Source organism: Blautia sp. HCN-1074, assembly GCF_037890165.1.
Classification (GTDB): domain Bacteria; phylum Bacillota; class Clostridia; order Lachnospirales; family Lachnospiraceae; genus Blautia_A.
This window is the reverse complement of the sequence record NZ_JBBKBP010000021.1, coordinates 1-25,047: the sequence shown is the minus strand read 5'-3', so window position 1 is coordinate 25,047 and position 25,047 is coordinate 1. Positions and strand designations below refer to the sequence as shown.

Here is a 25,047-nt window from a genome sequence, read left to right as displayed (position 1 = left end):
GAACTTCAACAAAGTTTTTTACAATGTTGTTACGTTTCTATGACTATATTATATTACACTTTCAATATTCAGTCAACAGACAAGTAAAATTATGTTAAACATTCACCAATTTTTCACATTTCAATCCACAAAAAAGAGACAAAGTCCACAAAAACCCTGTCTCTTTTTTCTGTTTTTAGTAATACAGCCAATTGTACAATATTATTATATATCGTCCTGTATCAATCAGCGATTCTCTGATTATTCAGTTAATCTGATTGCAAATTACGTTACTGTTTCCCCTGTTCTCAGTAACGCATCCAAATTACAGTAAGTGTTTTCTTAATTCAGCTCCGTCAGCAGCACACAGATAAGCCGGCGCTACATCGAATACTGTCTTCGCACCAGTCTGTCCTTCTTTATTCATGCGATATGCAGCTCTTGCATATGCAACAAGTACAGAAGATGTAAATTCCGGATTGGAATCCAGTTTCAGGCTGTATTCGATTACATGGTTATTCTCATCATTCCAGCCTGTTTTTCCGGAACGGATCACGAATCCACCATGTGGAATGCCGCTATGGTCACGTTTCAGTTCCTCTTCACTGATAAAATGTACAGTTGTGTCATAGTCTGCGAAATAGTTCGGCATAGTCTTGATGTCATTCTCGATCTGTGCAAGGTCTGCGCCTTCTTCTGCAACTACGAAGCATTCTCTTGTATGTTTCTGTCTGGTTGTAAGATCTGGATTCTCTCCGTTTCTTACAGCTTCCAGTGCTGCTTCTACAGGGATTGTATACTGTTTTGCATCTTTTACACCTTTGATACGACGTACAGCATCTGAATGTCCCTGGCTTACACCTTTGCCCCAGAATGTATAGTCTTTACCGTTAGTAAGGATTGCATTTGCATAGAGACGGTTCAGTGAGAACATTCCCGGATCCCAGCCTACAGAGATAATTCCGACATGTCCGCTTTCTTTTGCAGCAGCATCTACTGCATCAAAATGCTCCGGAATTCTTGCATGTGTGTCAAAGCTGTCAATTACATTGAACATCTTTGCATATTCCGGTGTCTGTTTCGGAAGGTCTGTTGCACTTCCTCCACAGATGATCAGTACATCGATCTTGTCTTTCATTTTCTCAGCATCATTTACAGAATATACTGTAGCAGTCTCTGTAAGGATCTTAACTGTTTTCGGATCACGACGTGTAAATACTGCCACCAGCTCTGTATCTGGATTATGTTTAATTGCACACTCTACACCACGGCCAAGATTACCGTAGCCTAAAATACCAATACGAATACTCATTATTGATTTCCTCCTGTATTCTTTATTATGATATCAGAGTCAAAAGGTCAGAAAGTCGTTCGTGCCTGTACAATAAGACTTTTGAACTTCAATTCGATATCAAATCACTTTAATATAGTAATATTTTCACTTTTAGTTGTCAATTACTAACTGAATTTTTTTAACAACAAAACACGCCGCCACCCGGACAGCATAAGCTGCATGCCAGATTTGCCAGGCAAAGTTTCATACAATAGTCATCGCTGCCTGTCGGCATGCCTCCAAAAGGATTCTGCATTTCCTGGTACCAGGTTCCACCGCCTTCCATCTGCTGTTGCAGCATCCGGTATTGTGCATTATCTGGCTCTAAACGAACTGCTTCTTTAATATCATTCAGAGCATTTACATTATTTCCAAGTCCCATATTTGCCATAGCAGAAAGATAATACCACTGTCCATTCTTCTGCTGAAGTGACTGCAGTACATTCATAGCTTCACGGTAGTGTCCACTCTGAATATAATTGGCTGCTGCCTGTCTGCGGATGCTCTCCTCATCCTGATAGCCGGAATCTGTCTGACCGGAAAAGCCTCCGAAGCCTCCATAATTATAGCCCCCGTAATTTCCGTAGCCAGTTCCCTGCTCTCTTTCTTTCATGATCTGTTCATAAGCCTGCTGAACCTGTTTGAATTTTTCCTCAGCCTGCTCTTTATTTGGATTGTCTATATTGGCATCGGGATGATATTTTCTGCTCAGCTTACGGTATGCTTTCTTTACCTCATCATCGGATGCATCCCTGGATATCCCAAGTATACTGTACGGATCAATCATTCTTTTTCTCCCCTGATTCTTTTCTCTGTTTGTGAACCGCCTCAAAGCGCACCCACACTCCAGAGTAGAGAATATTTCTCAAAATATCGGTATATTTTATAATAGGAAGTTTCTCGAACTCCCTGCAAGTCTGTGACATCATCATGATCAGAATCTGCCGTACCTGCTCTTCAAACCCTTCCATTATATATTGTTCTGAAAAAGGATTGTAATTTTTATTTTTTATATCCTCCTCCACATCATCATATGCATCCAGAAGATAGATGAATTTTCCGAGAAAAAATCCCATTCTCCGCAGCGAATTCTCCCACACATCCTGTTTCCATGCAAAAATTTCTTCCATGATCCTGCCAAAGCAGCCTGACATCTTGTCAATATCATGTTCGCCGGCTTTTTCCATTTCAGAAAGCTCTTTTAGAAGTTCCTGTATCCGGCGTGATTTCTCCGGATATTTCTTATCCAGCTTCCGGACTTTTCCCTGTAGAACTTTTGAATACCCAAGGGCCATCGCTTTCTTCTCATCTTCCCAGTCATCCCGGCATTTATGATAGGTAAGAAGTACATTCATATCTGCCGCATATCCGGTCACTGCATTTCTTCTGACCGGCTGTTTTCGTACCGGATGAATGATGCATCTGGTTGTTCCTTTCCGGGTTGGCGGCTCATAAAGAGCACTCAGCAAAATTACAACAAACGTCATATCATAAGTCAGAGAAATCTGTCCGGATATTCCATATCTGTCTTTCAATTCTCTGCACAGACCGCAGTAAAAGGAACGGTAAAGGTCGAAATCCTTAAACTTTATTTCCGGCTTATTCATTACTACATATCCAAACATAATTCCTCCATTATATTTAGCACTCTATTTGATTATTCAAAGTTTTCTCCCGCTTATGCTTCGCCGGGGTTCTACTGATTCGCTGTACTAGCGTCTTTTTACAAATTTTGCGTGGCACTTCGGGCATTCAATTTCTACTTTCTGTCCTTTTCCTCTCGGAATACGGATTTTCTGTCCACAGCCCGGGCAGGTATAGATATGATGTGTCTTTCTCTGTTCCATCATATTCTTCTCTCTGGCAAACTGGCTGCGGACTTTCTGCGTATAACCCAGATATTTCTGATTTTCCGCATAACGGGCAGAGACATTTCTGGAAAAAATTCTGAAATATGTATAGATAATAAGAATAAATCCCAATGTATCTAAAATGCCGCCTGCTACATTTCTTCTGAGAAAAGATCCTATCACGATAACAAAAAGTGCCACTCCAAGAGTAAATCTTGCGAACTGGTCTACTCCATAACGTCCCTGCATAAATTTATTTAATTTATCTTTCATAGATTACCTCTTTTATTCCCTCACGAGAACTTTCACGATTTCTGCGATATACATGGTATGATAATCTTTCTGAGGATACCATTTGCCGTCATTTTCTGGTGCGTCAAAGCACTCCGGTTTAATCTCATCATGATACATTTTCTTGCAGACCATGATCATATCTGCTTCCTCGATTCCTGCTGTTCCATCTGTGAAATATGGAGTCAGACCTGCGTCTTTGATCTTATCCACACCTTTTCCGGAAACCTTGCCACAATAATTTAATGCTTTGCGATACTCTTCTCCCAGCACGGAAATCGTAAATGTATCTTCTCTGTCTACGAATTCTTTTGTATATCTCTGTGGACGGATGTATACAGTTACTGCATTCTTTCCCCACATAACACCCATTGCGCCCCAGCTGGCTGTCATGGTGTTGCATTTTTCTTCATTTCCAGCTGTGATCAGCAGCCATTCTTTTCCAATCTTAGTAAATGGATTCATAGTCAGTTCTTCTGCTTTTACTTCTTTAAAACTCATAATAATGTCCTCTCTTTCTATTACCTGTCATTGCAAACCTGGAAAATATAAAATTTTAAATAGTAAGACTCATCTGCTGCCCAGAGAATCGGGTGATCTGGTGCCTGGGTTCTGTATTCTACCTGGCGCAGTCTCTTATGTACATTCTTTGCTGCCTGTCCGATTGTTCTGGTGAATAACTCGTAATCCATAAAATGAGAGCAGGAACAGGTTGCCAGAAATCCTCCGTCTTTGACCAGTTTCATAGCACGCAGATTGATTTCTCTATATCCTTTTACTGCATTCTTGATTGAGTTTCTTGACTTGGTAAATGCCGGAGGATCCAGAATCACAACGTCAAATTTCTCACCTTTCTGTTCCAGTTCAGGAAGAAGCTCAAATACATCCTCGCAGATAAATTTCACTTTGTCAGATAAGCCATTTAATGCGGCATTGGCTGTCGCCTGATCTACCGCAAGCTGAGATGCATCCACACCGGTTACACTGTCAGCACCTGCGATTCCCGCATTCAGAGCAAAGGAGCCTGTATGTGTGAAGCAGTCCAGGACTTTCGCACCCTTACATAATTTCTGAATTGCAAGTCTGTTATATTTTTGATCAAGGAAGAAGCCTGTTTTCTGTCCGTCTTTGATATCTACTTCGTATTTTACGCCGTTTTCTTCAATCTGTACAAGTGTCGGGAATTCCGGTCCGATGAAGCCTTTCACCAGTTCCATGCCTTCCTGTTTACGGACCTTTACATCACTTCTCTCATAAACACCACGGATCGTAATTCCATCTTCCGCAAGAACTTTCTTAATAAGCTCCACGATCGTCTCTTTGAAACGGTCGATTCCAAGCGCCAGTGACTGGACAACAAGCACATCAGAAAACTTATCCACAACAAGTCCCGGAAGAAAATCTGCCTCTGCAAAAATCAGACGACAGCTGCTTATATCTACCACTTTTTTACGATATTCCCATGCATCACGTACGCGCTTCTCCAGAAGTTCTTCATTGATTTCAACATTCTCATCTCTGGTCATCAGACGTACTGTAATCTTGGAGTTCGTATTAATAAATCCTCTTCCCATCGGATATCCGTCAAAATCATGGACAAGAACTATGTCTCCGTTCTCAAAACTTCCCATGATTGAATCTATTTCATTATCAAAAATCCACATTCCGCCGGATTTCAGAAGTCGTCCCTCACCTTTTTTCAGGGTTACAACTGCTATACCCATTTATCTTCCTCCTCGTTATGTTTTCATCACATTTCATGATATCAAATTCAAAAAGCTGTTCAAGCTCATGCGCCAAAGTTTTTGAACCTGATATCCCTTTGTTGACACTGCTATATATGCAGTAAATTTTCTATTTCTAATCACCCATTCTATCACATTCATTTTATTTTTTCCACATATAACGGAAAGCAGCCAGCGAAATCACAAAAATTTCACTGGCTGTTTTCTGTTTGTTTCTTTTATTTTTAGTATTTTTTCAGATTTTTTTTGCATTTTTCAGAAGTATACATCTTGGAAGTCCACCATAGCAGAGTGCAATCTTCTTTACTTCATATCCATGGTTCTCCATGTTATGTCTGCTGAACTGATTATCAGGATGTATCGTACACATCAGATAATAGTATTCTTCCAAATTCAGGAAATTCTCTGCTGCTTCGAGCATCCGTCCCTGCAGCCCATTGCCTCTGTATGTATTTCCTACAACTGCTGAATCCATGACTGCTACATGTACAAGCTGTTCTTCATCAAAATCGAGATAAGTCCCCAGATTATCTTCCTTATTTTCAGGATATTTAATAAGAAAGAATCCTGCAATCTCTTCTTCTGAAGATTCTGCTACAACTACAAAACCATGCTCTTTCAGATGCGCACGGATATAATCTTCATTATCAGCTACAAACCAGTCCGGATGTTCTTTATCGCCCTGTGCTTCATTCATAACTTTCATAATTCCGACAACATCTGTTTCGTCTGCTTTCCGTATCAGAAACGTCCCCTGCATAGCACTATCCTGGTTCTGGTTCTGCTTATATTCCTGGTCTTTTCGATTATTCTGCATAATCTTCGCTGTTCTCTGTGTCTGCGGTTTCAGTTGTCTCTGCCTCATCTGTATTATAGGTTTCGCTGCTCTCACCGTAGAGTTTCTCGAAGAATTTCATTGTCTCATTATATAAAGTCTGTCTGTCTTCATCAGAAAGTTCGCTAAGCTCCGGGCTTGCCTGTGTATCTGCGCTTAATCCAAAGATCTCTTTCATGGATTTATCTACCATATTGAGTTCTGTGCTCATGTAAATTTCAGTTCCATCTGCCTGATAGGAATCTGTTCCCTCAGTAAGAATCTGCAGGTATGCTTTCTCTACATCTTTGGAAAGTGTTGCACCATTTTCAGCGTCAAGAACTACAGATGCGGTTGCTGTCTCATCTTCCATAGCTGTTGTAAGAGCAGCTGTATCGCCCTCGTATTCTCCTTTACAGAAATTCTCAGCTTTATTAAATAATGTCAGCTGATCCTCTGTTAATGAGGAAGTGTCAAGTTCATCTGTTGTAGTTCCATTCTCAACACCCTCTGTTTGATCCGCTTCTTCATCTATATTGCCAAGTGTGCTGTCATCTGTTGTCTCGTCACCAGCTGTTTCCTCCGGCATATCTGTAGAATTCATTTCATCATCCTGATCACTGCTGTTATCCTCAACCAGACCAGACTCCTGTTCCAGTGATGGATTCTCTGTAGAACTCTCTACGATATCTCCACCCAGAGCACTGTTATCAACGCTGTTAAGAATATCGTCGCCATCTGCTGTATCACCTGCATTAACAGTGTCGTCTTCTTCGTCAGCAATGTCACCGAGTTCACCACTGTCACCGGATGTATTCTGGTCTACCTGTTCCAGAGTTGCTTTTACATCATCATAATTATAATCCTGCTGTGCAATCTGCTTCAGAAGCTCTACGATCTTATTGATCTGGTCAGAATCCAGATTTACATTGTTCTGCTGTGCAACATTTACTACGATATTGTAAATCTCATCTGCATTCTGAACGTTATCCTTGATAACCTGCATCTTGGAATTGTTCATAACAGTTGTTGCATCATTCTTACCGACTTCATCTGCAAGATTTCCTGTTACTACCATTTCCTCTGTTGCAAGTTCTTTCTTCGTGCTGTCAAGCTGTTCGCCTGTAGCTGTCTCATATGCCATCTGGATACCGGTCAGCGCACCTGTACCGGATACTTCGAACGGGCAGGCTGCAACTACTTCACAGTTCTTTACTCCTGATGTGGAAAGTGAAGTAGCAATCATGTTACAGGTTACCCAGTTAAGGTTGGCTGTTCTTACTTTGATTCCGCCGGACTGGGTTGGTTTTACGTATGCGCAGCTTACTGTTCTGGTTCCGATCTGTTCGATTGGTACATAGGCACTTAAGTGATCTCTTTCATCCTGGTTTGTGACGGTAAGGATCTGTACCTGACTGCTGTCTACGTTAAAGTATTTCATCATTGTATTCTTCTGGTCCTGGGAAAGATCTGCTCCCAGTGTTACCACTTTCACGGAATCTGCCATTGTCGGTACTGCTGTTCCTGAAAGTACCAGGCATGCGCTGCATAAAAGTGCGGCTGCGGATTTTGCTTTTTTCATAATAGAAACCTCCCTGATATGTGTTCAATTTTTGATTGAATTTTGTGTTCTTATTGATATTGGTATTATAGCACGTTTGGTTGGGGATTTGTAATTTTTATTGTTCTTTTCTAAATAATTCCAAGTCCCTCCAGCAGGATTTTCACTCCAATAAGAATGAGTATGATTCCACCGCATAGTTCTGCTTTGGATTTGTATTTCATTCCAAAGAGGCTTCCAATCTTGACGCCTGCGGCTGAACAGACGAAGGTTACTATTCCAATGAAGGAAACAGCAGGGACGATTGCTACTTTGAGAAATGCGAATGTTACGCCTACTGCAAGTGCATCAATACTGGTTGCGACTGCAAGTAAAAACATGGATTTGACATCCATATCTGCATTGACGTGTTCTTCTTCTCCGGATTCTTTGATCATGCTGATTCCGATAAATAACAGAAGTACAAATGCTACCCAATGGCTGTAGCGGGTTACTTTGTCTGCGAAGAATCGTCCTCCGAAGTATCCAATAAGAGGCATTAATGCCTGAAATCCGCCGAACCATGCACCTGCGATGCACATATGTTTTGCTTTGATTTTGCCAAGGGAAAGTCCTTTACAGATGGATACCGCAAATGCATCCATGGACAGCCCTATTGCCAGTATAAACAGTTCAAAAATATTCATGTCTTTTTCTCTCCTTTATCTGTGTAAAATATTTTTATAGAATTGCTGCCGCGGCACAGGAAAGAACCCTGCAGGCAGAATTCTTCGCCTGCGGCGGGTCGCTTCAGCGACATAATTCCTTTCCGCCGCAGTGCGATACTGCCCGGAGGGCTTTTTTATGTCACTGGAACATTACGGAGTAATTTTCTGTGACATAAAAAAAGAGACACACAGACAGTTGTTCTAACTGTCCATGAGTCTCATCGTTTACTGTAATACCGGGTGCGCATTGCACCATTATGTCGATAGTACTACATATCCTTTAGAATATGCCGATTACTCCCTCGCGGAGAATGTCCATATTCTATCATATTGATTATTGTTTATCAAGTAGTCTTTTACAATTTCCATCCGGCAGCTTTTCTGCAAAGTTACTGTTCACTCCGTTCTCAGTAACACGCTTCGCGATGCACAGAATTTATGCTATTCGCATAAATTCGCGCGGTATGTCTCGGGATTTTGGCATTCTCATGCCAAAACACCTCGCGGGATAGTGTCGTGTGAACAGTAACTCTGCAAATTCATCACAGTGAGCCAGTTTTGCCGCTGCGATTACTTCTTCATCCGTTGCATTCTGTTTACCGATTCTGATATTTTCCATAATGGAGTTATTAAACAGCGTGACATCCTGAAATACGATTGAATAGATAGACATCAGGGTTTTCGGATCTATTTTTGAGATGTCCATACCACCGACTTTGATCTGTCCTCTGGTGATATCCCAGAAGCGGGATGCTAGTCTGGATACCCTGTATCTGTTCCTGTTCTTCCTGATTTTAATCACCTGACTTATATATTTTACTCCAGGCTTCTTTCAGGCATTCCAGCGAATATCCGGCATTGGCAGGACTGGTTGACGGGAGTTTATCTGCCTTGATTCCATTTACCGGAAAAATGTATTTCTGATATAGTTCATATGCTTTCCCACCATTCGTATAAATCACCTGAATGTCGGCAGTCTTTAAAATTTCAGAAAGGTCGTTCGGTATCACATTACGAATACTGGCATCGGAAGAGCCTTCGATCTCGCAGCTTTGGATCACATCCCACACTGCAATGTGGTGTGTAAGAAGTATCTTTTTCTTCTCCTCGATTGTCTGTGGTACTTCACAGCCAAGAATACCTGCAAGTACCTTCCAGAATCGGTTCTGTTTATGTCCGTAGAAAAACTTCTGTTCTCGGGACTTCACCGATGGAAAGCTGCCAAGTATCAGAATTCTTGAATTTTCATCGTATACGGGTGCGATTGTGTGTTCTATTTTCATGGTGTTTTGTCCTTCCTTTTATTTATTTTAATCTCATTTACGAATATTATCAAACATTTTCTCATCATTTGTCATTCATTTTATATTCTCACCCCCACCAATTTTCCATAGTTGTTCTTCAAAGCAACCCTCCAACAGGAACATCTTTGAACAGATATGTTCGTGGCAAGGCAAAAGAAAAAGACCAACAGCAGCACTTCAAATTACTACCATTGGTCTTAATGCCCTTAATTTCCAGACATTTCTGCCTTTGCCTATTTTACCCTTGACATCAAAACTACCGTCTCCACATGCGGAATCGTTTTTCACCGCTTTAACAGTACGCGAACCCGCATGGTTACTGGGTTTTTACCCCCCTGACATGTTGTTAACATCCGCAATTATAAGGTTAAGACATGGCGTACAGACCGTTTAACTTTGTAAACGTGTGGCGGGTATGTCGATATTTTGTAACACTTTTATAATGCAAAATCATTATAAATACAGCTACCGAATTTGGTAATATATCGGTCCGCAGATTTGTTTTGGGCAGTTTTGCGAATGGCATTAACACCCTTTCAACGTCCCCTTTTATTGAAACCGATATTTTCCTTTTCCATGTCCAGTTACCGGCACAATCACTTCACTATCAACCAACAGTTTTATTAACTTGGAAGCGCCTGATGGCTTTAATCCGGTAATATCTTCTACAATCGTTCTTCCAAAGTAATCTTCTTTTCCATGTTTTGAGAATATTTCTACTGTATGATTTATTGTTTTTTCTGAAATCGTATCTGAGAAAGAAAGTAATTTATTTCGAATGTCCACTTTTGTGTTTTCAATGTCCACTTCTTCACTCTCAATATCCACTTTTGTGTTTTCAATGTCCACTTCTTCAAACACTCCACTAATATGCATCGAACGATTATGAAGTTCATTCTTCTCATCCAACAACAAATTTCTTAAAAACATTTCCAAATACTCAGTTGTCTCATGAACACCATTTTTTAAATCGTTATAATTAGCTCTAACAAGCGCATTCCTAAAATACCATGCGTTCTCCGCAAAAATATCATTGGTTACGTCAAATCCTAGCGTTCTAAGATACTTAATAAAAAATACTGCTGTAGTTCGTGTGTTTCCCTCATGCAATACCACATTGGGACTCACAAAGAAATCTATAATTGATTTCCACTTTTTGAGTACGTTCTTTGCCGGTTCCCTCTGCTTGATACACATATATACTGTCAATCAGTTCAACCAGCATAGAACGGTTTAACAGTAAAATATAGTGAGGTGATTACATATGCGTAAAAAAGAAGATAAATATGATTTTAGAGCTTTTGGTCTTGCAATCAAAGAAGCTCGTAAAAAGCAAAAATTAACTCGTGAGCAAGTGGGAGCAATGATTGAGATTGACCCACGCTATTTAACAAATATCGAAAACAAAGGGCAACACCCAAGTTTACAGGTGTTCTATGACCTTGTATCATTACTTAATGTTTCCGTTGATGAATTTTTCCTGCCTGCGTCTGATCTGGAAAAAAGCACCAGAAGACGACAGTTGGAAAAACGACTTGATAACTTGTCCGATAAGGATTTGGTTATCATGGAAAGCGTTGCTGACGGAATCATCAAATCAAAGGAAGTGGAGGACAAGTAATCCTCCACCTTGCATATTCAATAAAATAAGCCGATAACCCAAGAAATTCTTAACTCATTCTCGGTATTATCGGCTCTGCGTCTTTGCGTCTGGCTCTTTTACAATGGTTACTTTTAAATTGTTTACGTTGATTAAGCTTTCTTTTTTGCATTTTGGACAGAATAGAGGAAAATTTATTAATTCCGTATCTTTTCGTACTTTCAATCTAGTTTTATTACTACAGATTGGACATAATAACCATTCTATTTTTTCCTTTGTTTGATTCATAAATATCATTAACAGAGTTTGTTGTTTCCTTTCTGAAAATTCAGTTTTATGAAAAATGCCATGATTTCATATGTCTGTAAGTGATAAAATCAAAAATAATTTTCAAAGTAATCAAAAACAAAAAGACTACCATTAAATTCTGAATAAATGAACTCATCAAAAATGATTTTTCTGAACTTAGTAATTCCAGAGTTTTTTGAGCATTTAAATTGTTAATAGGAAAGAAATATAATAGCTTATTTAATATTCCTTTTCTGAATATCTGCAAAAGTAGTTGTGGTAGTAAAAACATACCCAATGAAACAGAAAGTGAAGTTATAGGTGATTTTGCAAAGGAAGAAATCAATAATGTAAAACTAGAAACAAATACAATTCCTATACTTTGCAAAAGCACAACAATTAAGTATGTTTGCAAATGATTCCATTCAACAGGAAACTGAAATAACCCCATTGACAAATTTGTCTGAATACTTGAATTCCACCCGCTAGTATCATACATGAGCGAAAAAATGCCTGCGTTCAGAAGATGAAATAAAATCAATGTACATAGAGGAATCACCGTTCCTACAATAATCTTCGCAAAAATCATTTTATTTCTGCCTAATTTGGTAATCAATAAAATTTGATTCACATTCTTTGAAGTATCATTGGAAAATATTGTAGAGCAAATTAAAATAGTCAAAACACATATGAGCAGGTTTATATTTCCAATTACTGAAAAGAAATCTGTCCACGGAACATAATTACCTATTTGTAAAGGCTTTTCAAATTCTGTGAATCCTAAATCACGAATCGAATGAACTGATACATCATCTAGCAATAGTCTTTCTCCGGATTTTACTTTTTGAATCATTTCTGTGTAAATATTTTCGCTGTCATCGTCAAAAAAATTGTCGCCCATTTGCCAGTAGAATAAATAAAAAGGTTTATCGGTAACTCCTTTCTCTTCATTTTCCTGAAACTGATTCATAGAATCAGATAATATCATTTGTACTTTTTTGTCTGTAAAGTCCCCCGCATATTTTTGACTGATGATAGTATCTATATTTTTAGGAAATCCTTTGTTGACATTATTTCTTTCACTCATTTTGAATTGTGAATAGTTATATCCAACAAAGAAAATACCTAGAAGAACAATAAAACTTATTACTAAACTTCCTATGACAATTTTATTTTTAAGGACTTTTTCAAATTCAAACTTTATAATTTTCATCAGTTTTCTCCCTCCTCACGAAAATAGTATAAATATAAATCTTCTAATGATGGCTCAACTTTTTTTGCATTTAAAGCTGGTTGGTTTGTTGAAACAATGCGGAGAACCGCTCCATTTTCCGTATATTTCCGATTACTCACAATAAATTTATCCTCAAAAAGATTTATTTGATCCATGTTTACGAAACATTCCCACACATGATTTTGAATTTCTTTTAGGAGTATATCTGTTGTACCTTTATTCAAAATCATTCCCTTCTTCAGTACAATAATTTCATCCGCAATATATTCCACATCAGCTACAATGTGTGTAGATAATATAACGATTTTATTGTTAGCAAAAGAACTGATTAATTTTCTGAATTTAACTCTTTCTTTTGGGTCTAGTCCAACGGTAGGCTCATCCAATATCAGAATTTGAGGATTATTGAGCATTGCTTGTGCAATTCCAAGTCTTTGTTTCATTCCTCCAGAATATTTTCTTATTTTTATGTCTTTCATTTCCTCCAAACCAACTTGCTTAAGTAATTCTAAAGAACGTTTTTTTGCCACAGTATTATTCAGACCCTTTAGAGCCGCAATGTATAACATAAATCTCATACCCGTAAAATCCGGATAATAACTAAAATCTTGAGGTAAAAATCCTAAATTTGTTCTATATGCTTCCGCTTGCTGATTTACATTTTTGCCATTGAATTTTATGCTTCCATGAGTAGGCTCCATAAGTCTGCAAATAATTCTAAATAAAGTTGTCTTTCCCGCACCATTTGCTCCTAATAAGCCATAAATGCCCGGTTTCAATGTTAAAGAAATATCATTCAACACTAATACCCTCTCATATTTTTTTGTTATATTTTGTAAAGTAAGCTCCATTTTATGCAACCTCCAATCTAATTGTTCGTGCCTGTGAATAAATAATGTGCCCTAGAATGATAGTTGTGAGCAAATAGGTTACGGCCCAATAAACTATTTTTTGCTCATAAACATTAAAAATATTTGTAACAAGAATAAATGCAACTCCGATTGAACCAGAAGCAAACCATAAAACATAATTGTACATTTTGTTTCGCCACATAGTAAGAATCGAAAACAAAATGATACAAATTAAGTTATAAGGAACAAGCAAGTATAATAATATGTTTAATAGCGATATAGAAAGTGTGGGTTGTACTATAATAGACATCAAAAATACAAGTATCATATCTATTAATCCCATAATCAATAACTTGACTATTGTATGTTGACGTAACTCATACTTCAATGTTTGCTCCAATTCCCACATTCCTGTTGTAAAGCTTTTAAATAATTCATCAATAAAGAAAAGTATGGATACAATCAAAATAAACGTAAGGATTTGCATAATTTCATTTATTGAATGAAGAGAGGAAAGGTTTGATGTAATAAAAATAGCACATATCAATATAATAAATTGTGCTATCCAGCTACGTACGGAAATAAAACGTAGCGTAGATAGAAATAAATTAAAGTATGAATGTTGCTTTATCTGATTAGTAATAATTTGTTCTTTGCCTAGAGAAATAATATGTTCACGTGTTTGTCCATCAATATCTATAGGATAGTTTTTAATTTTTTTAATGATATCCTCATTCATTTTAAAAACTCCTTTCTGTCCAGTAATTTACTCAATTTTTTTAATCCTTGTTGAATACGTGATTGAGCTGTAGGAACACTTACCCCCGTAGTTTTCGCAATATCTTTAACTTTAAAATCATGATAGTACTTTAAAATGATTGCTTCACGTTGCATATCTGGAAGTGTATCTAAAGCTTTCTGGATAATAATACTATTTTCATTTTCTATTATGTTATCAATCATTGACTTTTCTACATCAATAGAGAAAACCGAATCATTCAATTCTGTTTGATTCAAAGATTTTTTGGTACAATAATTGTTACAGGTATTTACAGCTATTGTGAATAGATAGTTGTAAAACTTACCCGAATAACGAAAGGTATTAATTGATGTAACAAGTTTTAAAAAAATATCTTGTGTCAAATCGGCTGCCACACTTCGATTACCATAGCATCTTCGAACACAATAGCAATAAATTTGATTATAATATTTATTAACCAATACTTCCCATGCATCTGTATCCCCTTTCTTTATTTTCTCTATCAGTAAATAATCATTAATTTCCTTCACCTTCTTTATAAATAGGATATCCTTCACTTTAAATAAACAAGCTTCTTTGAAAAAACATTTAAATATAGCAAAAATTTTTATAATTTATATTATATAGCGTTCGCTAATTTCTTGATAATAAATCATTCCGATTTACAATTTGTTAGTTGACTATGTTTACTATAACATAATAAAGTAGGAAATTGCCTACATAGCCTTGCTGACAATTTCCTATTCAAAATCTATTTTACAATCTTCCAGTTACTATCTTTTTCCAACGTCAAGTCAAACTGTGAAATCTGCGTTGCTTTCGTCCTCTGGTCGAGATATTTCACCGATATTGACGCTTTTATCTGTTCCCCATCTTGTATGAAGATGGGATTTACCAGCTCCGAGAACGCATAATCACAATTCACAGGTTTAAGAACATTCCCCGATACATAATAAGCAAGCTCCTTTTCTGTTGCGGTAGGGTAGAGCTTGAAGAATGTTTCCAAGAACTCTGTCACTTCCTCCGTCGTGGCAGCGTCCACCGTTCCATCTGATTCCTGCGCTTTTGGTTCATAGCTGGATTTTGTTGGTATGCTGCTGATGGTTGGATTCTGTATGATAACCAGATTCCCGTCACCATCTACATGAACCACCACCATATAAGCGGAAGTGTAGACGATAGAAGTTTCTCCCTCCGTTACCGTCTGATCTATCGAGTAGACAACGGTAAAGTCGGTTGTTCCAGCCTGTTTTATATCCCAAATCTTAACGTCTGTCACCGTAGAGCTTGTGGGTATATCCTGTCGTACCGTATCAACATTCAAATCCTGCAAGCTCTTTGTAAGATACTGGTTGATAGCTGTGGTTCTTTTTTCAATGGATTCCTGCGTATTACTCCAAGAATAGTAGGACTTCGCAAATGCTTTGACGAAATTCTCTATCTTGTTGGTATCAACGATACGTTGTTCAATGACTTCTTTCTCATGTACCGTGTGCATATCAATAGCGGTGAAGTTCTTATACACCCCAAAACTGACGCTTGCAATCAGCACCAGCCATAAGGCAATCACGGTTTTCTTGTGTGTGCCGACTTTCATCACAGGCACACGTTTCTCTTTCTTCGGTTTCGGTTCTTTCTCCTTTTTCTTAAATATCATAGTATCCAAGCTCCGACATACGCCCAAGAGCCACACGGAAATTGAACTGGTCACGGATTCCATCACCGAGATACTTTGCGTCTGGACGCTGACAGGCGAGAATGAGAAAATATCCTGCCTGTCGTCCGAGCATGACTATCTGTTTCAGCTTGTTAAGGACAGCAGCATTTTCCTTTGTGGTGAGCATTTCCATGAACGCCACATATTCATCAAAGATAAGGAAGTGGGGCGATAGTCCTAAATAGGCATAGTTTTCACCTGTCCTGTAATTCTCCATGAGCTTCATTGCTTCACTTCTTGCCATCATACCGTCATAGAACCTGTCAATACAGGCGGTTATATCGTCTTTCTTGTACCAGACTTCCGACATGACAACGGACAAATCCGCAAGGTCGGCGTTCTTTGGGTCTAAAATATACATGACCGCATTGCTGCGGAGCAGAGCTTCAATGATAGTAAGGATAAAGTAGGTTTTACCACCACCAGTGCCGCCAGCAATTAGCATATGTGGGAGCTTGTCATACTCCCACCAGACATTTTTCATCAGACGCAAGCTGCCATGTTCAGCCTGTACCTCATTGATAGTGATTCTGTTCGCAATCGTATCATAGAGCAACACATATTCCACATAGCTGTCTTTCAGCTCTTTGGAAACCAGCTCACAGTACAAGCCTGTTTCCAGTTTCTTTTCCAAGTGTAAAAGCTGCTCTTGATATTTCCCCAATGTGATTTCTGTACGGATATATAAAAGTCCATGCTCCATACGGTAATACAGTTTTGGAAAATAGGTGATTTTCTCTTTTTTAGTAGTAGCTGGCAAGTCCTTGAAGAATCCGCTATCCTGTGTGGATTCCGATTCATACCAGCCATTTTCCAACAGCATACGAGCCAGCTTTTGACGGTGAAAGAGCTGCTTCACTCTGTCATACTGGAATCTGCGATAGAAAAGGGCAGCCAGCACACAGACCAGAGCCGCCACAACGATAGTCATTATCCTGTATGGCATGATTGTCAAATGGACGCTGCCATCTTGAAAAAGTGAGATTGCTTTCCAGTCCGTAGTGATGATTGACTTTAGGTTCAGCAGCATAACCACCGCAAAGAACAGCAGGAGCAGTGAACCAAAAGAGAAACGAAAAACCAGTGATTTGTCACTGGCTCTGATTCGATTCCCACGTTTATTGAATTGTGGCATATAAAATCCTCCTTTCCATGAAAAAAGCAGCTAATCTTTTACAGACTAACTGCTTATGGTATTGAATATGAAATTATAATATAAATCAAAAATATTTATTATGGTAACTGTATTCCTTTTGAAGCCAAGTACATCTTAATTGCATTATATAAAACAGGCACACCAGCAGTAATTCCAGCTACTGCAACATCTCCACCTTTATCTTTAACATAATCCCAAAGTGGATGACTTGAATCTATTGAAAATAAAATTACGACTTCTATCGCCCTTACCATCTTCTTCTGTTTTGAAGCTATATTGCATCGCAAAACGGTCATATGTTTCATCAAACACACCACCAAATCCTTCAATAATTTCCATAGGATTTTTCGCGTTTTTGTGTTCATCAAGATATGCTTGTTGTAACTTCGATGCAGTAGTAAGCTCTGCCGGAAAATCTCTAGTCTTCAAAGATGCATATACACGATGAAACAGACCTAAATAATCAATATGATTTTCTAAGCCTCTTGTTATAATCTGATTAAGTAACCTGTCTCTTGTTGCATCAAACTCATCTATAAAAATAATTGCATTTTTTGTAATATCATTATTGTAAAAGCTGTATGTAGGTTCAATTATCGTAGTATTCCCCAAGAAAAACTTGTCCATAGACATAAAAAATATCCGTTTCTCTCTCGTATATACTGCCGGATACAATTCTCCTATCCAATGATAATCAGGATTATTAGCAATATTCTTTAACTTTTCCTTTGGTGTCCTGAACTGCTTCAGTTCATTTTCTATTACTCGACGAAAAGCACCTTCCTGCTGCTTGCGAATTGCATCCTCTGCGCTCTTGCATAAAACATTTATAATGTCCCTGCTGGTTCCTTTTAATTCACGCTTTTTATCTCTGTATTCATTTAATAATTTTACTGAACCATGTAAATCCTTAAATTCTTGTTTCATAGTGATTGCCGGCGGTATTTTTCTTGCACGATATAGCTCGTCCAATTTTTCTACAACCATATCCGCATTAGCTTCTATTCGCAAACAATATTTATCATAATCATCTGCTTTACCGCGCTTTGCAAAATGTTCACGCAACTCCTTATCCGGCAAATTTTTCTTAAGTGTTGTAACAAAGAAAATCTTCTTATCCTTGAATTCAGGCGCATCATAATTGTCGACCATAAAATCCAACACACTATATGTTTTCCCAAAACCGGTCGGCATATCCAACAAGAACAATCCCGTATCCGTTGACTTGCAAAAATTTACAATCGCCTGTTTCATAGTATCCTCCAAGTTTTTCTTACTTTGTCATCTATTATTTATAGAATATCTGCATAATATTTCCCATTTTCCAACGAGAAGACCACTTCTCCAGGAACAAGTTTTTCTCCCATATTTACACATCCCACCACAGTCATCGCCCACTCTGAATATTCATACGGAAGTTTATATCACACCGTCTCCCTACCATTTTCGATAGTAACCATAGGAGTACCTGTATTACCAAATCCAATCGATAAAACTTTGTACACATTCTTACCTTTTGTTATAGGCAATAGTGGATCTGCTACTGTTTCATCAATCTTAGGATCAACCACTTCTACGATTGCCTGGATAAGTGCTCGTGGAGTAAAGTACTGACCTGCTCCACTCTTTTTATCCTGACCATTCTTTTCAAGAATTCCCTCATAGATAGCACCCTTAAAATCTCCTTCCATCATATACCATTGCTCAGAAGATACCATTTCAATAACCTTTCTACTAGATAACCTCTCTGCATCTCAAGCATATTTTTGAAATATATCTTATTCCCATTAGCCATATACACTAAGGGAATAAGTTTCTCAAACCATAAACCATACCAGGCCTGTGGAGAAACAGCATAGTCCTCTGCCTGCGTCTTAACTTCATCACCTAGAGGATTATCTTCTCTTTTTGCCTCAACCACTGCAATAGCTTTTCCATCAATAAAGAGAAGGTAGTCACTTTCTGTGTTTCCTCCCATCAAAGCTTCCTCAACAGCAGATGTGCTATTCGGCAGATATTCATTTCGAGCCACTATATCCCAGCCGGCATTTCTTAATTGCTTATCTATTTTTACACGAGCTTTTTCTTCCGGTAACATAGGCACACTCTTCCTTTATAATCCATTCTCTCATACCAGTTGTCCTAAAATCAGGACTTGATATACTTCCCGGACTTAATCCTTTTATCCGCTGGTTTTACAGCATTCTTTGGAATGGCCCAAGTATTACCAAACTTCATAGCCCCTTCTATCATTCCTTCATTGCAGATTGTCTGCACTCTTCTAACTGACAGGTTCCACTTTTCTGCTGCTTCTTTAATTGTCATAAATTCCATATTTTCTTACCTCAATAAAGTTATAGAATACGACATTTTATCCTAATTTCTATTATAAGCGCCGAGACGCCGAAAATCAATCTAACCCTCATAACTTTTGGCGTACAGCCAGTTACCTATTCGCGAACTCAAAATCAAAAAATACCTTTTAGCAAGCAGATGTATTTTCTCGCTAAAAGGTACTTCACCCTTGTGCATATATTCAATTTATTTTTTCATGCACATTTTTCTTCTTTAAATTTCTATGATATGTTTCCTTAAAAATAGCCCTCAACCCCGCTTAAACTGGGCATTTCTTAGAGAGTAAACATACCGTCTCCACGTGTGTTGTCACTAACATAGGAACACACATCCTTTACCTCGTCTACGATATGGGAACACATTTCTTTCGCTTTTTCTACTGCTTTTGATTTCTTCCCAAATCGTTCTTTTGCGTTTCCAATTTCATTTTTGAATCCTGTTTTATATACGAAAATGATTTTATAGGGATCTTTCTCTCCATTTTCATCGTAACCACCGACAATAACTTTTTCGATGATACTTTCAAATATTCCTCTGTCAAATTCTTCTAAAATCTGATTTTTTGACAATGCTTTTCTAAAATCTGCCAGTCTTCTTTGCAAGCTGCCTTCATTGTCATATTGTTGTTCCAACATACTTAACTGTGTTTTTGCTTCAGACAATTTCTTTTCATACCCCACATCTGTTTCCTCATAAATGTCTTTAGCCACAACACCCTCTAAATAGTTTTCCAGCAACTTTTTTCTCTTATATTGAATATTATAAACACTTCTATTGAGTTTTTCAATTTTATCTTCTATCGAGTCCTCTGATAAAGTTTTCTCGACTCTCTTAATAAATTCTTCCAACACATCTTTATGATCTGTACATAACATACGGTAAGATTCAATAAAAGCATCTTCTATAACCTGCTCTGGAATTCCTTTACTATCTGGACAAAACCTTTTACCATGTTTTGTTGATTCTACACATTGCCAAATAGTTTTTGTATATTTCGAACTGCTATGCCACCTTCTCCTTGATAAATTCGCACCGCAAAATCCACATTCAAGCATACAACTAAAAGCATATTGTCTACTGAATTTTTCTCGTTTTCCAGGTGCTACTCCCTTTTTGCGTCCTCCATTACGGCGTTCCCGTATCTCCTGAGCTCTTGCAAATTTTTCTTCTGATATAATCGGTTCATGATGATTTTTGATATAAAACCGATCTTCTTCTCCAAGATTTTCCAGCCTTCTTTTTGATATCGGATCTACGGTAAAGGTTTTTCCTAATAAAATATCACCTTTGTATTTTTCATTATTAATAATTCCCATTACACTGGAAGAAGTCCACGGATTCCCTTTAATAGTTGGAATCCCCTGTTCATTCAGTTCCCTTGCAATCATCGTACTTCCAGCACCTGCAACATATCTGTCAAATATGTATCTGACCGTTTCCGCACCTTCTTCGTTAATAGACAGCGACTTTGTTACTACATCGTAATCATATCCAAGGCATCCCTGAAAACCAACAAGTTCTCCACGTTTCATCTTCATTTTCAAACCTTTTTTTACATATGCAGATGTATTTTCCACTTCCTGCTGTGCAACAGAACTTAAAATAGTCAGTAAAAATTCTCCATCTTTTAAGGTATTAATTTTTTCGACTTCAAAATATACCGCTATATTTCTCTCTCTTAACATTCTTACATATTTTAATGTATCTAATGTATTTCGTGCAAATCTAGGAATACTTTTGGCAATCACTAAATCAATATTACCAGAAAGGCATTCCTGAATCAGTAATTGGAATTCTTCTCTTTTATCTGTTTTCGTGCCTGTAATTGCTTTATCAGCAAAAACTCCTGCAAAAACCCATTGCTTATTACTCTTTATCAAGTCCGTGTAATATCTGACCATTGAATTATAACTTTTAATCTGATCTTCATCATCAGTACTAACACGACAATATGCGGCAACTCTTAATCTATCAATCTTTCTTCCCGTAGAAGTATCCTCACCAGCACCCTTCGCCTTAATGATTTCAACTTCCATTTCACCGCCCCTTTCTTTTTGTGTTCCTACCGTAGTGTTGATATAATCTTACAACGCAACACTCCGATAGTCAAGCGGTAATATTAGAAATAACACCATAATCTTTTTTTAACTTTTTCTCTACCAGCTGATACTCTGCTTCACTTATAAGTTTTAACGAGCGTAATTGTTTCAACATTGACAGCTGCATACTGTATCTCAACAATTTTGCACTATTCATTTTCCCTCTCTATTCTTTCTCATCTACTTTTATTAAAAAATCCTGCAGTAGCTGTCGGGTAACAGCCTCATTGGTATTTCACCATCTTCTCAGACCGGGCAGCTTTCCCGGAAGTATCATTAACAAAAACAGTATCTTCGCTACAAAAATCCCACTTTCTGATCACAGTCAAATATTTATCGCTCATGCCTTTGCTTCCATATCATTTTGATACCATTTCCACTTTGCGTCACGATGTCGCAAAGCAATAATGCAGACAGTCCTGGCGTATCTACTGTATAGCTCCTCTGTTTCATTCGTCCTGCAGGATAAATATGAAATTTTCAAGGTACAATGATTGCTCTTTTTATATCAATTTACGAAAGGGAGTCGTTCAGATAAAAATTATGCAATCTTAAATTTCAGTATTTTAGTAATCAATTTTGTTTCAAGTCTGCGTCTCAATGTTTCATCCACACAATAATGTAAATTTCCGTATTCATCATATAATTTTCTGGTTGATAACACTGCAATATAACCTTCATAATGTTTCAAAATCCTGTTAATTGCTTCCACATCTCCGGACGCTGCCGACACAATAATATGATACGGTAGTAACTTTGTATTATTTCTTTTTTCCAGTCCTGATCTCCTCCATAATCTTTTTTAAAGCTATAAGGGAACTTGTACGATGATGATGAATGGTACTTCTTACAAGATTCATATATTTTGCAATTTCTGTATCTGTCATATCCAGAAAAAAAGATAATAAAATTACATTTCGCTTCTTTTCCGGCAAAGACTTTAATGCTTCACCAATCAACTCATCTTTTACTTCTATGTCATAATCAAAGACATGGAACATTTCTGATTCAACTATGTAATCATCCATGATTTCCAGTTGTCGTAGTTCCTTCTGCGTTAATTCCGAAAAAGAAATTTCATATTTTAAACGATAATTTCTTTCTCTCTCATAATCTATCATTTCATTCTTCAACAGGGTTTTGCAGAAACTGTCAAACTGTTTCCTTATTCTTGACTGCTGTTCGGAAGAAGATTTCTTCATAAGAGATCACCTCCTTCCGTAACCACCTGAAGCAGAGTGAAATATCTCCCTTTCACTCCATAGCACGAATGGATATATATCCAGCGTCGAACACCCGACACTGTTTTTAAAAAATATTTTTTTATATAAAAAACGCCCTTACAGGCCGATACCCATAGGACGTTGTTTATATCTGATATTAAATTTTCCCCACATGTCTCGAGTGGGTATAATGCACTCTCAACTGCATAACTATTTACATTGCTTAAAATGCAACTTATTTATCTGCCTTTCCACGCATTACGCAGGATTGGCTTTGATTAGCACCAAAAAATCCTTTCAACAGTTCAGAATACATAGCTCTCCCAAACATGTTCAAAGGATAAAAACACGAAAAAAAGCCTTTGAACATTGCGTTTTTTTATATGCAATATCCAAAGTTTCTTACCTTTTCTAAAAGTGCATGATACCCCTCTAATATAGTGATTTATTAGTGCATTTTCTTTCTCTAAAGTGAAATATACACTATACATGGAGGTGTATGATATGGCTAAATCTAAGAAAATTGATAAAGACATGGGTTTTCGCCTGAAGAAAGCCAGATTAGACCAAAAGCTGACTTATGATGAGCTATCCGAAAAATCCGGTGTTTCATCAAGATATATTAAAGAGATTGAAAATCATGGCAATGTTCCAAGTCTTGAAAAACTCGGACAGCTCATTCGTGCTTTACACATCTCTGCCGATCCATTTTTTTATCCAGCGGCTCTGAACGATAATCTGGATTACCAAAGGCTGTTGATCTATCTTTCAGAATGTACTCCCGATCAGATAACCACCATCCTTGCACTTGTGGAAGCCTATCTTCGTACATATAAAACCCATGAAACAGAATAGCAGAAAGATTTCTATTTTTTCTGGATTATTTCTGAATAATTCTGGATAAAACAGGGTGGTCAGCTTGTCTGTAAGCCTTCCACCCCGTTTGAACTATTTTTCAGTATGCATAAGCAGTTCTTTTACTTTATTTCTTTTTTTCAAAATTCCCAATCCTTCAAATATCTGTATCGTATCTATCATTCCCTGATAATACGCTCTTTGTTCTTCTTGAAAATGGGCATGATCCACAATATCCATATATTTTTCCAAAAGCTCCCTCTGTTCTCCTGAAATCTCTGCCAGCAACTTCTCATATTCCTGATTTGCCTTTTTTAATTCTTTAGCTGCATTTTTCGCTTCTTTCGTACAAACGGAATACTCACGCTCTCCTGCTTCGCTACGAAGCTCCTCCAATACCTCTGCCACCATTTCAAATACTTCGTTCATTTTTGTATCCACCTTTCCATATAAGTATTGCATTTTGCAGGCAGTATTATCAGTCCTTGCATTATTTTCAACAACTTTATTCTCTTATACTTCATCTTTAGAAGTATATTATCAATAATATTCCGTAAAATCAATCATGTAACACTTCATCTTTAGAAAGTTGGTGTTTGAATGAAGATTTACTGGAATCAGGAAAGTAATTCCAAGAACCTTATCGGACAACGTGTAAAAGCCCTACGAATCGAAAAACATATGTCGCAAAAAGCATTAGCCGAACAACTACAACTGGCCGGATATGAATTCAGTGACCTTACCGTACTTCGTATCGAACAAGGAACACGTTTTGTACCGGATTATGAAGTCGTTGCTCTTGCAGAATTTTTTCATGTATCTTGTGAATATCTCTTGGGTGTTAAAAAGGAAAAATAAGCAGTGATCTGGAATATTTTCACAGACCACTGCTTAAATTTTTGTTAAAGCGATACCCAACTCCCCATACTGTTTGTATGTAAATCGGTTTACTTGGGTTATCTTCTATTTTCTCACGTAGATTACGGATATGGCTCATGACGATGTTATAATCGCCGGAATAGGATTCCTTCCAGACAATATCATAAATCTGCTCCTTGCTAAACACTCTACCTAGATTGTTGGCTAACAGATAGAGGATTTCAAATTCTGTAAATGTCAAATCTATTTCCTGTTTCTGCTTTCTTACCAAACGATTTATATTATCTATTTCTAATCCATTAAAACTCAAATTTGTTTTTGCATTTTCAATTACTTGAAATGCTCTTGCTCCCGTATTGACACAGGATATTATATGATTCAGGATTTCTTCCTCACTATCTTCAAATGTCAGTATTAACATTTTCCCATGTAATCACCTACTTTAT

At 37.5% G+C, this 25,047-nt stretch carries 29 protein-coding genes and 4 pseudogenes; 3 read left to right on the top strand and 30 right to left on the bottom strand.

Annotated elements, in window-relative coordinates:
• Positions 1–304: 304 nt before the first annotated feature.
• The 13 genes and pseudogenes from WKT11_RS15300 to WKT11_RS15240 form a co-directional block, all read right to left on the bottom strand.
• Positions 305–1,291 carry a diaminopimelate dehydrogenase gene (locus tag WKT11_RS15300; RefSeq protein ID WP_117844614.1) on the bottom strand — a complete coding sequence of 329 codons (987 nt, stop codon included), beginning with the start codon at positions 1,289–1,291 and terminating at the stop codon, positions 305–307.
• A 160-nt stretch (positions 1,292–1,451) separates the two neighbouring features.
• A complete protein-coding gene (locus WKT11_RS15295) occupies positions 1,452–2,099 on the bottom strand; it encodes a J domain-containing protein (protein ID WP_117844616.1) in 648 nt (215 codons plus the stop codon).
• A complete protein-coding gene (locus WKT11_RS15290; protein WP_118136435.1) occupies positions 2,092–2,937 on the bottom strand; it encodes a DUF5685 family protein in 846 nt (281 codons plus the stop codon). Before WKT11_RS15290 ends, WKT11_RS15295 begins: the two co-directional genes overlap by 8 nt.
• An 87-nt stretch (positions 2,938–3,024) precedes the next feature.
• The gene (locus tag WKT11_RS15285) at positions 3,025–3,435 is read right to left on the bottom strand and encodes a hypothetical protein (RefSeq protein WP_117674426.1); all 411 of its coding nucleotides are present in this window, start codon (positions 3,433–3,435) and stop codon (positions 3,025–3,027) included.
• 12 nt (positions 3,436–3,447) lie between these two features.
• Complete coding sequence (locus WKT11_RS15280) at positions 3,448–3,954, bottom strand: flavin reductase family protein (protein WP_117674425.1); 507 nt, start codon at positions 3,952–3,954, stop codon at positions 3,448–3,450.
• 20 nt (positions 3,955–3,974) lie between these two features.
• On the bottom strand, positions 3,975–5,177 hold the full coding sequence (locus WKT11_RS15275; protein ID WP_178761321.1) for a class I SAM-dependent methyltransferase: 1,203 nt from the start codon (positions 5,175–5,177) through the stop codon (positions 3,975–3,977).
• Between the two features lie 256 nt (positions 5,178–5,433).
• A complete protein-coding gene (locus WKT11_RS15270; RefSeq protein WP_340285187.1) occupies positions 5,434–6,015 on the bottom strand; it encodes a GNAT family N-acetyltransferase in 582 nt (193 codons plus the stop codon).
• The gene (locus WKT11_RS15265) at positions 6,005–7,594 is read right to left on the bottom strand and encodes a DUF1002 domain-containing protein (RefSeq protein ID WP_243009581.1); all 1,590 of its coding nucleotides are present in this window, start codon (positions 7,592–7,594) and stop codon (positions 6,005–6,007) included. The genes WKT11_RS15270 and WKT11_RS15265 overlap by 11 nt, the downstream gene beginning before the upstream one ends.
• Before the next feature lie 110 nt (positions 7,595–7,704).
• The gene (locus WKT11_RS15260) at positions 7,705–8,259 is read right to left on the bottom strand and encodes a manganese efflux pump MntP (RefSeq protein ID WP_118136443.1); all 555 of its coding nucleotides are present in this window, start codon (positions 8,257–8,259) and stop codon (positions 7,705–7,707) included.
• A 544-nt stretch (positions 8,260–8,803) separates the two neighbouring features.
• Positions 8,804–9,046: pseudogene (locus tag WKT11_RS15255) on the bottom strand (ABC transporter ATP-binding protein); the annotation flags it as partial.
• 28 nt (positions 9,047–9,074) lie between these two features.
• Entirely contained in the window at positions 9,075–9,563 is a 489-nt protein-coding gene (locus WKT11_RS15250; protein ID WP_340285186.1) for a DNA-deoxyinosine glycosylase, read from the bottom strand.
• A gap of 570 nt (positions 9,564–10,133) precedes the next feature.
• A pseudogene (locus tag WKT11_RS15245) lies at positions 10,134–10,697 on the bottom strand (Fic family protein); the annotation flags it as partial.
• Positions 10,687–10,821: pseudogene (locus tag WKT11_RS15240) on the bottom strand (DUF4368 domain-containing protein); the annotation flags it as partial. The pseudogenes WKT11_RS15245 and WKT11_RS15240, both read right to left, overlap by 11 nt.
• 27 nt (positions 10,822–10,848) lie before the next feature.
• Here WKT11_RS15240 and WKT11_RS15235 point away from each other — a divergent pair.
• Positions 10,849–11,205 (top strand): helix-turn-helix domain-containing protein, encoded by a 357-nt coding sequence (locus WKT11_RS15235; protein WP_117739535.1) that lies wholly within the window; start codon positions 10,849–10,851, stop codon positions 11,203–11,205.
• Positions 11,206–11,271: 66 nt separating this feature from the next.
• Here WKT11_RS15235 and WKT11_RS15230 read toward each other — a convergent pair whose 3' ends face one another.
• From WKT11_RS15230 to WKT11_RS15160, 15 genes and pseudogenes are all read right to left on the bottom strand, one after another.
• The gene (locus WKT11_RS15230) at positions 11,272–11,472 is read right to left on the bottom strand and encodes a cysteine-rich KTR domain-containing protein (protein ID WP_117980623.1); all 201 of its coding nucleotides are present in this window, start codon (positions 11,470–11,472) and stop codon (positions 11,272–11,274) included.
• Between the two features lie 46 nt (positions 11,473–11,518).
• Complete coding sequence (locus WKT11_RS15225) at positions 11,519–12,685, bottom strand: ABC transporter permease subunit (RefSeq protein ID WP_117605955.1); 1,167 nt, start codon at positions 12,683–12,685, stop codon at positions 11,519–11,521.
• The gene (locus WKT11_RS15220; protein WP_117605954.1) at positions 12,685–13,557 is read right to left on the bottom strand and encodes an ABC transporter ATP-binding protein; all 873 of its coding nucleotides are present in this window, start codon (positions 13,555–13,557) and stop codon (positions 12,685–12,687) included. Before WKT11_RS15220 ends, WKT11_RS15225 begins: the two co-directional genes overlap by 1 nt.
• A gap of 1 nt (position 13,558) precedes the next feature.
• On the bottom strand, positions 13,559–14,296 hold the full coding sequence (locus WKT11_RS15215) for a hypothetical protein (protein WP_117605953.1): 738 nt from the start codon (positions 14,294–14,296) through the stop codon (positions 13,559–13,561).
• Positions 14,293–14,847, bottom strand: a complete 555-nt coding sequence (locus WKT11_RS15210) for an RNA polymerase sigma factor (RefSeq protein ID WP_117606041.1) — start codon at positions 14,845–14,847, stop codon at positions 14,293–14,295. Before WKT11_RS15210 ends, WKT11_RS15215 begins: the two co-directional genes overlap by 4 nt.
• Positions 14,848–15,068: 221 nt before the next feature.
• The gene (locus WKT11_RS15205; protein ID WP_117739537.1) at positions 15,069–15,974 is read right to left on the bottom strand and encodes a conjugal transfer protein; all 906 of its coding nucleotides are present in this window, start codon (positions 15,972–15,974) and stop codon (positions 15,069–15,071) included.
• 1 nt (position 15,975) lies between these two features.
• Positions 15,976–17,169: pseudogene (locus WKT11_RS15200) on the bottom strand (FtsK/SpoIIIE domain-containing protein); the annotation flags it as partial.
• 204 nt (positions 17,170–17,373) lie between these two features.
• The gene (locus tag WKT11_RS15195; protein WP_243009888.1) at positions 17,374–18,444 is read right to left on the bottom strand and encodes a hypothetical protein; all 1,071 of its coding nucleotides are present in this window, start codon (positions 18,442–18,444) and stop codon (positions 17,374–17,376) included.
• A gap of 170 nt (positions 18,445–18,614) precedes the next feature.
• Positions 18,615–18,884: an N-6 DNA methylase gene (locus WKT11_RS15190; RefSeq protein WP_340285185.1), complete on the bottom strand. Its 270-nt coding sequence runs from the start codon at positions 18,882–18,884 to the stop codon at positions 18,615–18,617.
• The gene (locus WKT11_RS15185; protein ID WP_117844626.1) at positions 18,881–19,288 is read right to left on the bottom strand and encodes a type I restriction endonuclease; all 408 of its coding nucleotides are present in this window, start codon (positions 19,286–19,288) and stop codon (positions 18,881–18,883) included. Before WKT11_RS15185 ends, WKT11_RS15190 begins: the two co-directional genes overlap by 4 nt.
• A gap of 50 nt (positions 19,289–19,338) precedes the next feature.
• Entirely contained in the window at positions 19,339–19,524 is a 186-nt protein-coding gene (locus tag WKT11_RS15180; RefSeq protein WP_005339647.1) for a helix-turn-helix domain-containing protein, read from the bottom strand.
• Between the two features lie 296 nt (positions 19,525–19,820).
• Positions 19,821–21,581, bottom strand: coding sequence for a recombinase family protein (locus tag WKT11_RS15175; RefSeq protein WP_117844627.1), 1,761 nt, complete (start codon positions 21,579–21,581; stop codon positions 19,821–19,823).
• Positions 21,582–21,651: 70 nt separating this feature from the next.
• Positions 21,652–21,801, bottom strand: a complete 150-nt coding sequence (locus WKT11_RS15170; protein WP_004613393.1) for an SHOCT domain-containing protein — start codon at positions 21,799–21,801, stop codon at positions 21,652–21,654.
• Positions 21,802–22,185: 384 nt separating this feature from the next.
• Positions 22,186–22,422, bottom strand: a complete 237-nt coding sequence (locus WKT11_RS15165) for a helix-turn-helix domain-containing protein (protein ID WP_038292684.1) — start codon at positions 22,420–22,422, stop codon at positions 22,186–22,188.
• Positions 22,406–22,846 carry a sigma factor-like helix-turn-helix DNA-binding protein gene (locus tag WKT11_RS15160; protein ID WP_002594762.1) on the bottom strand — a complete coding sequence of 147 codons (441 nt, stop codon included), beginning with the start codon at positions 22,844–22,846 and terminating at the stop codon, positions 22,406–22,408. Before WKT11_RS15160 ends, WKT11_RS15165 begins: the two co-directional genes overlap by 17 nt.
• Before the next feature lie 525 nt (positions 22,847–23,371).
• On the opposite strand from WKT11_RS15160, the gene WKT11_RS15155 reads away from it, so the two are divergent.
• Positions 23,372–23,722: a helix-turn-helix domain-containing protein gene (locus WKT11_RS15155; protein WP_002594763.1), complete on the top strand. Its 351-nt coding sequence runs from the start codon at positions 23,372–23,374 to the stop codon at positions 23,720–23,722.
• A gap of 93 nt (positions 23,723–23,815) precedes the next feature.
• On the opposite strand, the gene WKT11_RS15150 is transcribed toward WKT11_RS15155, so the two are convergent.
• On the bottom strand, positions 23,816–24,151 hold the full coding sequence (locus WKT11_RS15150; protein WP_002594764.1) for a hypothetical protein: 336 nt from the start codon (positions 24,149–24,151) through the stop codon (positions 23,816–23,818).
• 171 nt (positions 24,152–24,322) lie between these two features.
• Here WKT11_RS15150 and WKT11_RS15145 point away from each other — a divergent pair, with 171 nt between their 5' ends.
• Positions 24,323–24,580 carry a helix-turn-helix domain-containing protein gene (locus WKT11_RS15145; RefSeq protein ID WP_038292687.1) on the top strand — a complete coding sequence of 86 codons (258 nt, stop codon included), beginning with the start codon at positions 24,323–24,325 and terminating at the stop codon, positions 24,578–24,580.
• A gap of 19 nt (positions 24,581–24,599) precedes the next feature.
• Here the strand turns inward: WKT11_RS15145 and WKT11_RS15140 are convergent, their stop codons facing one another.
• Positions 24,600–25,022 (bottom strand): winged helix-turn-helix domain-containing protein, encoded by a 423-nt coding sequence (locus WKT11_RS15140; protein WP_002594765.1) that lies wholly within the window; start codon positions 25,020–25,022, stop codon positions 24,600–24,602.
• Positions 25,023–25,047: the final 25 nt, after the last annotated feature.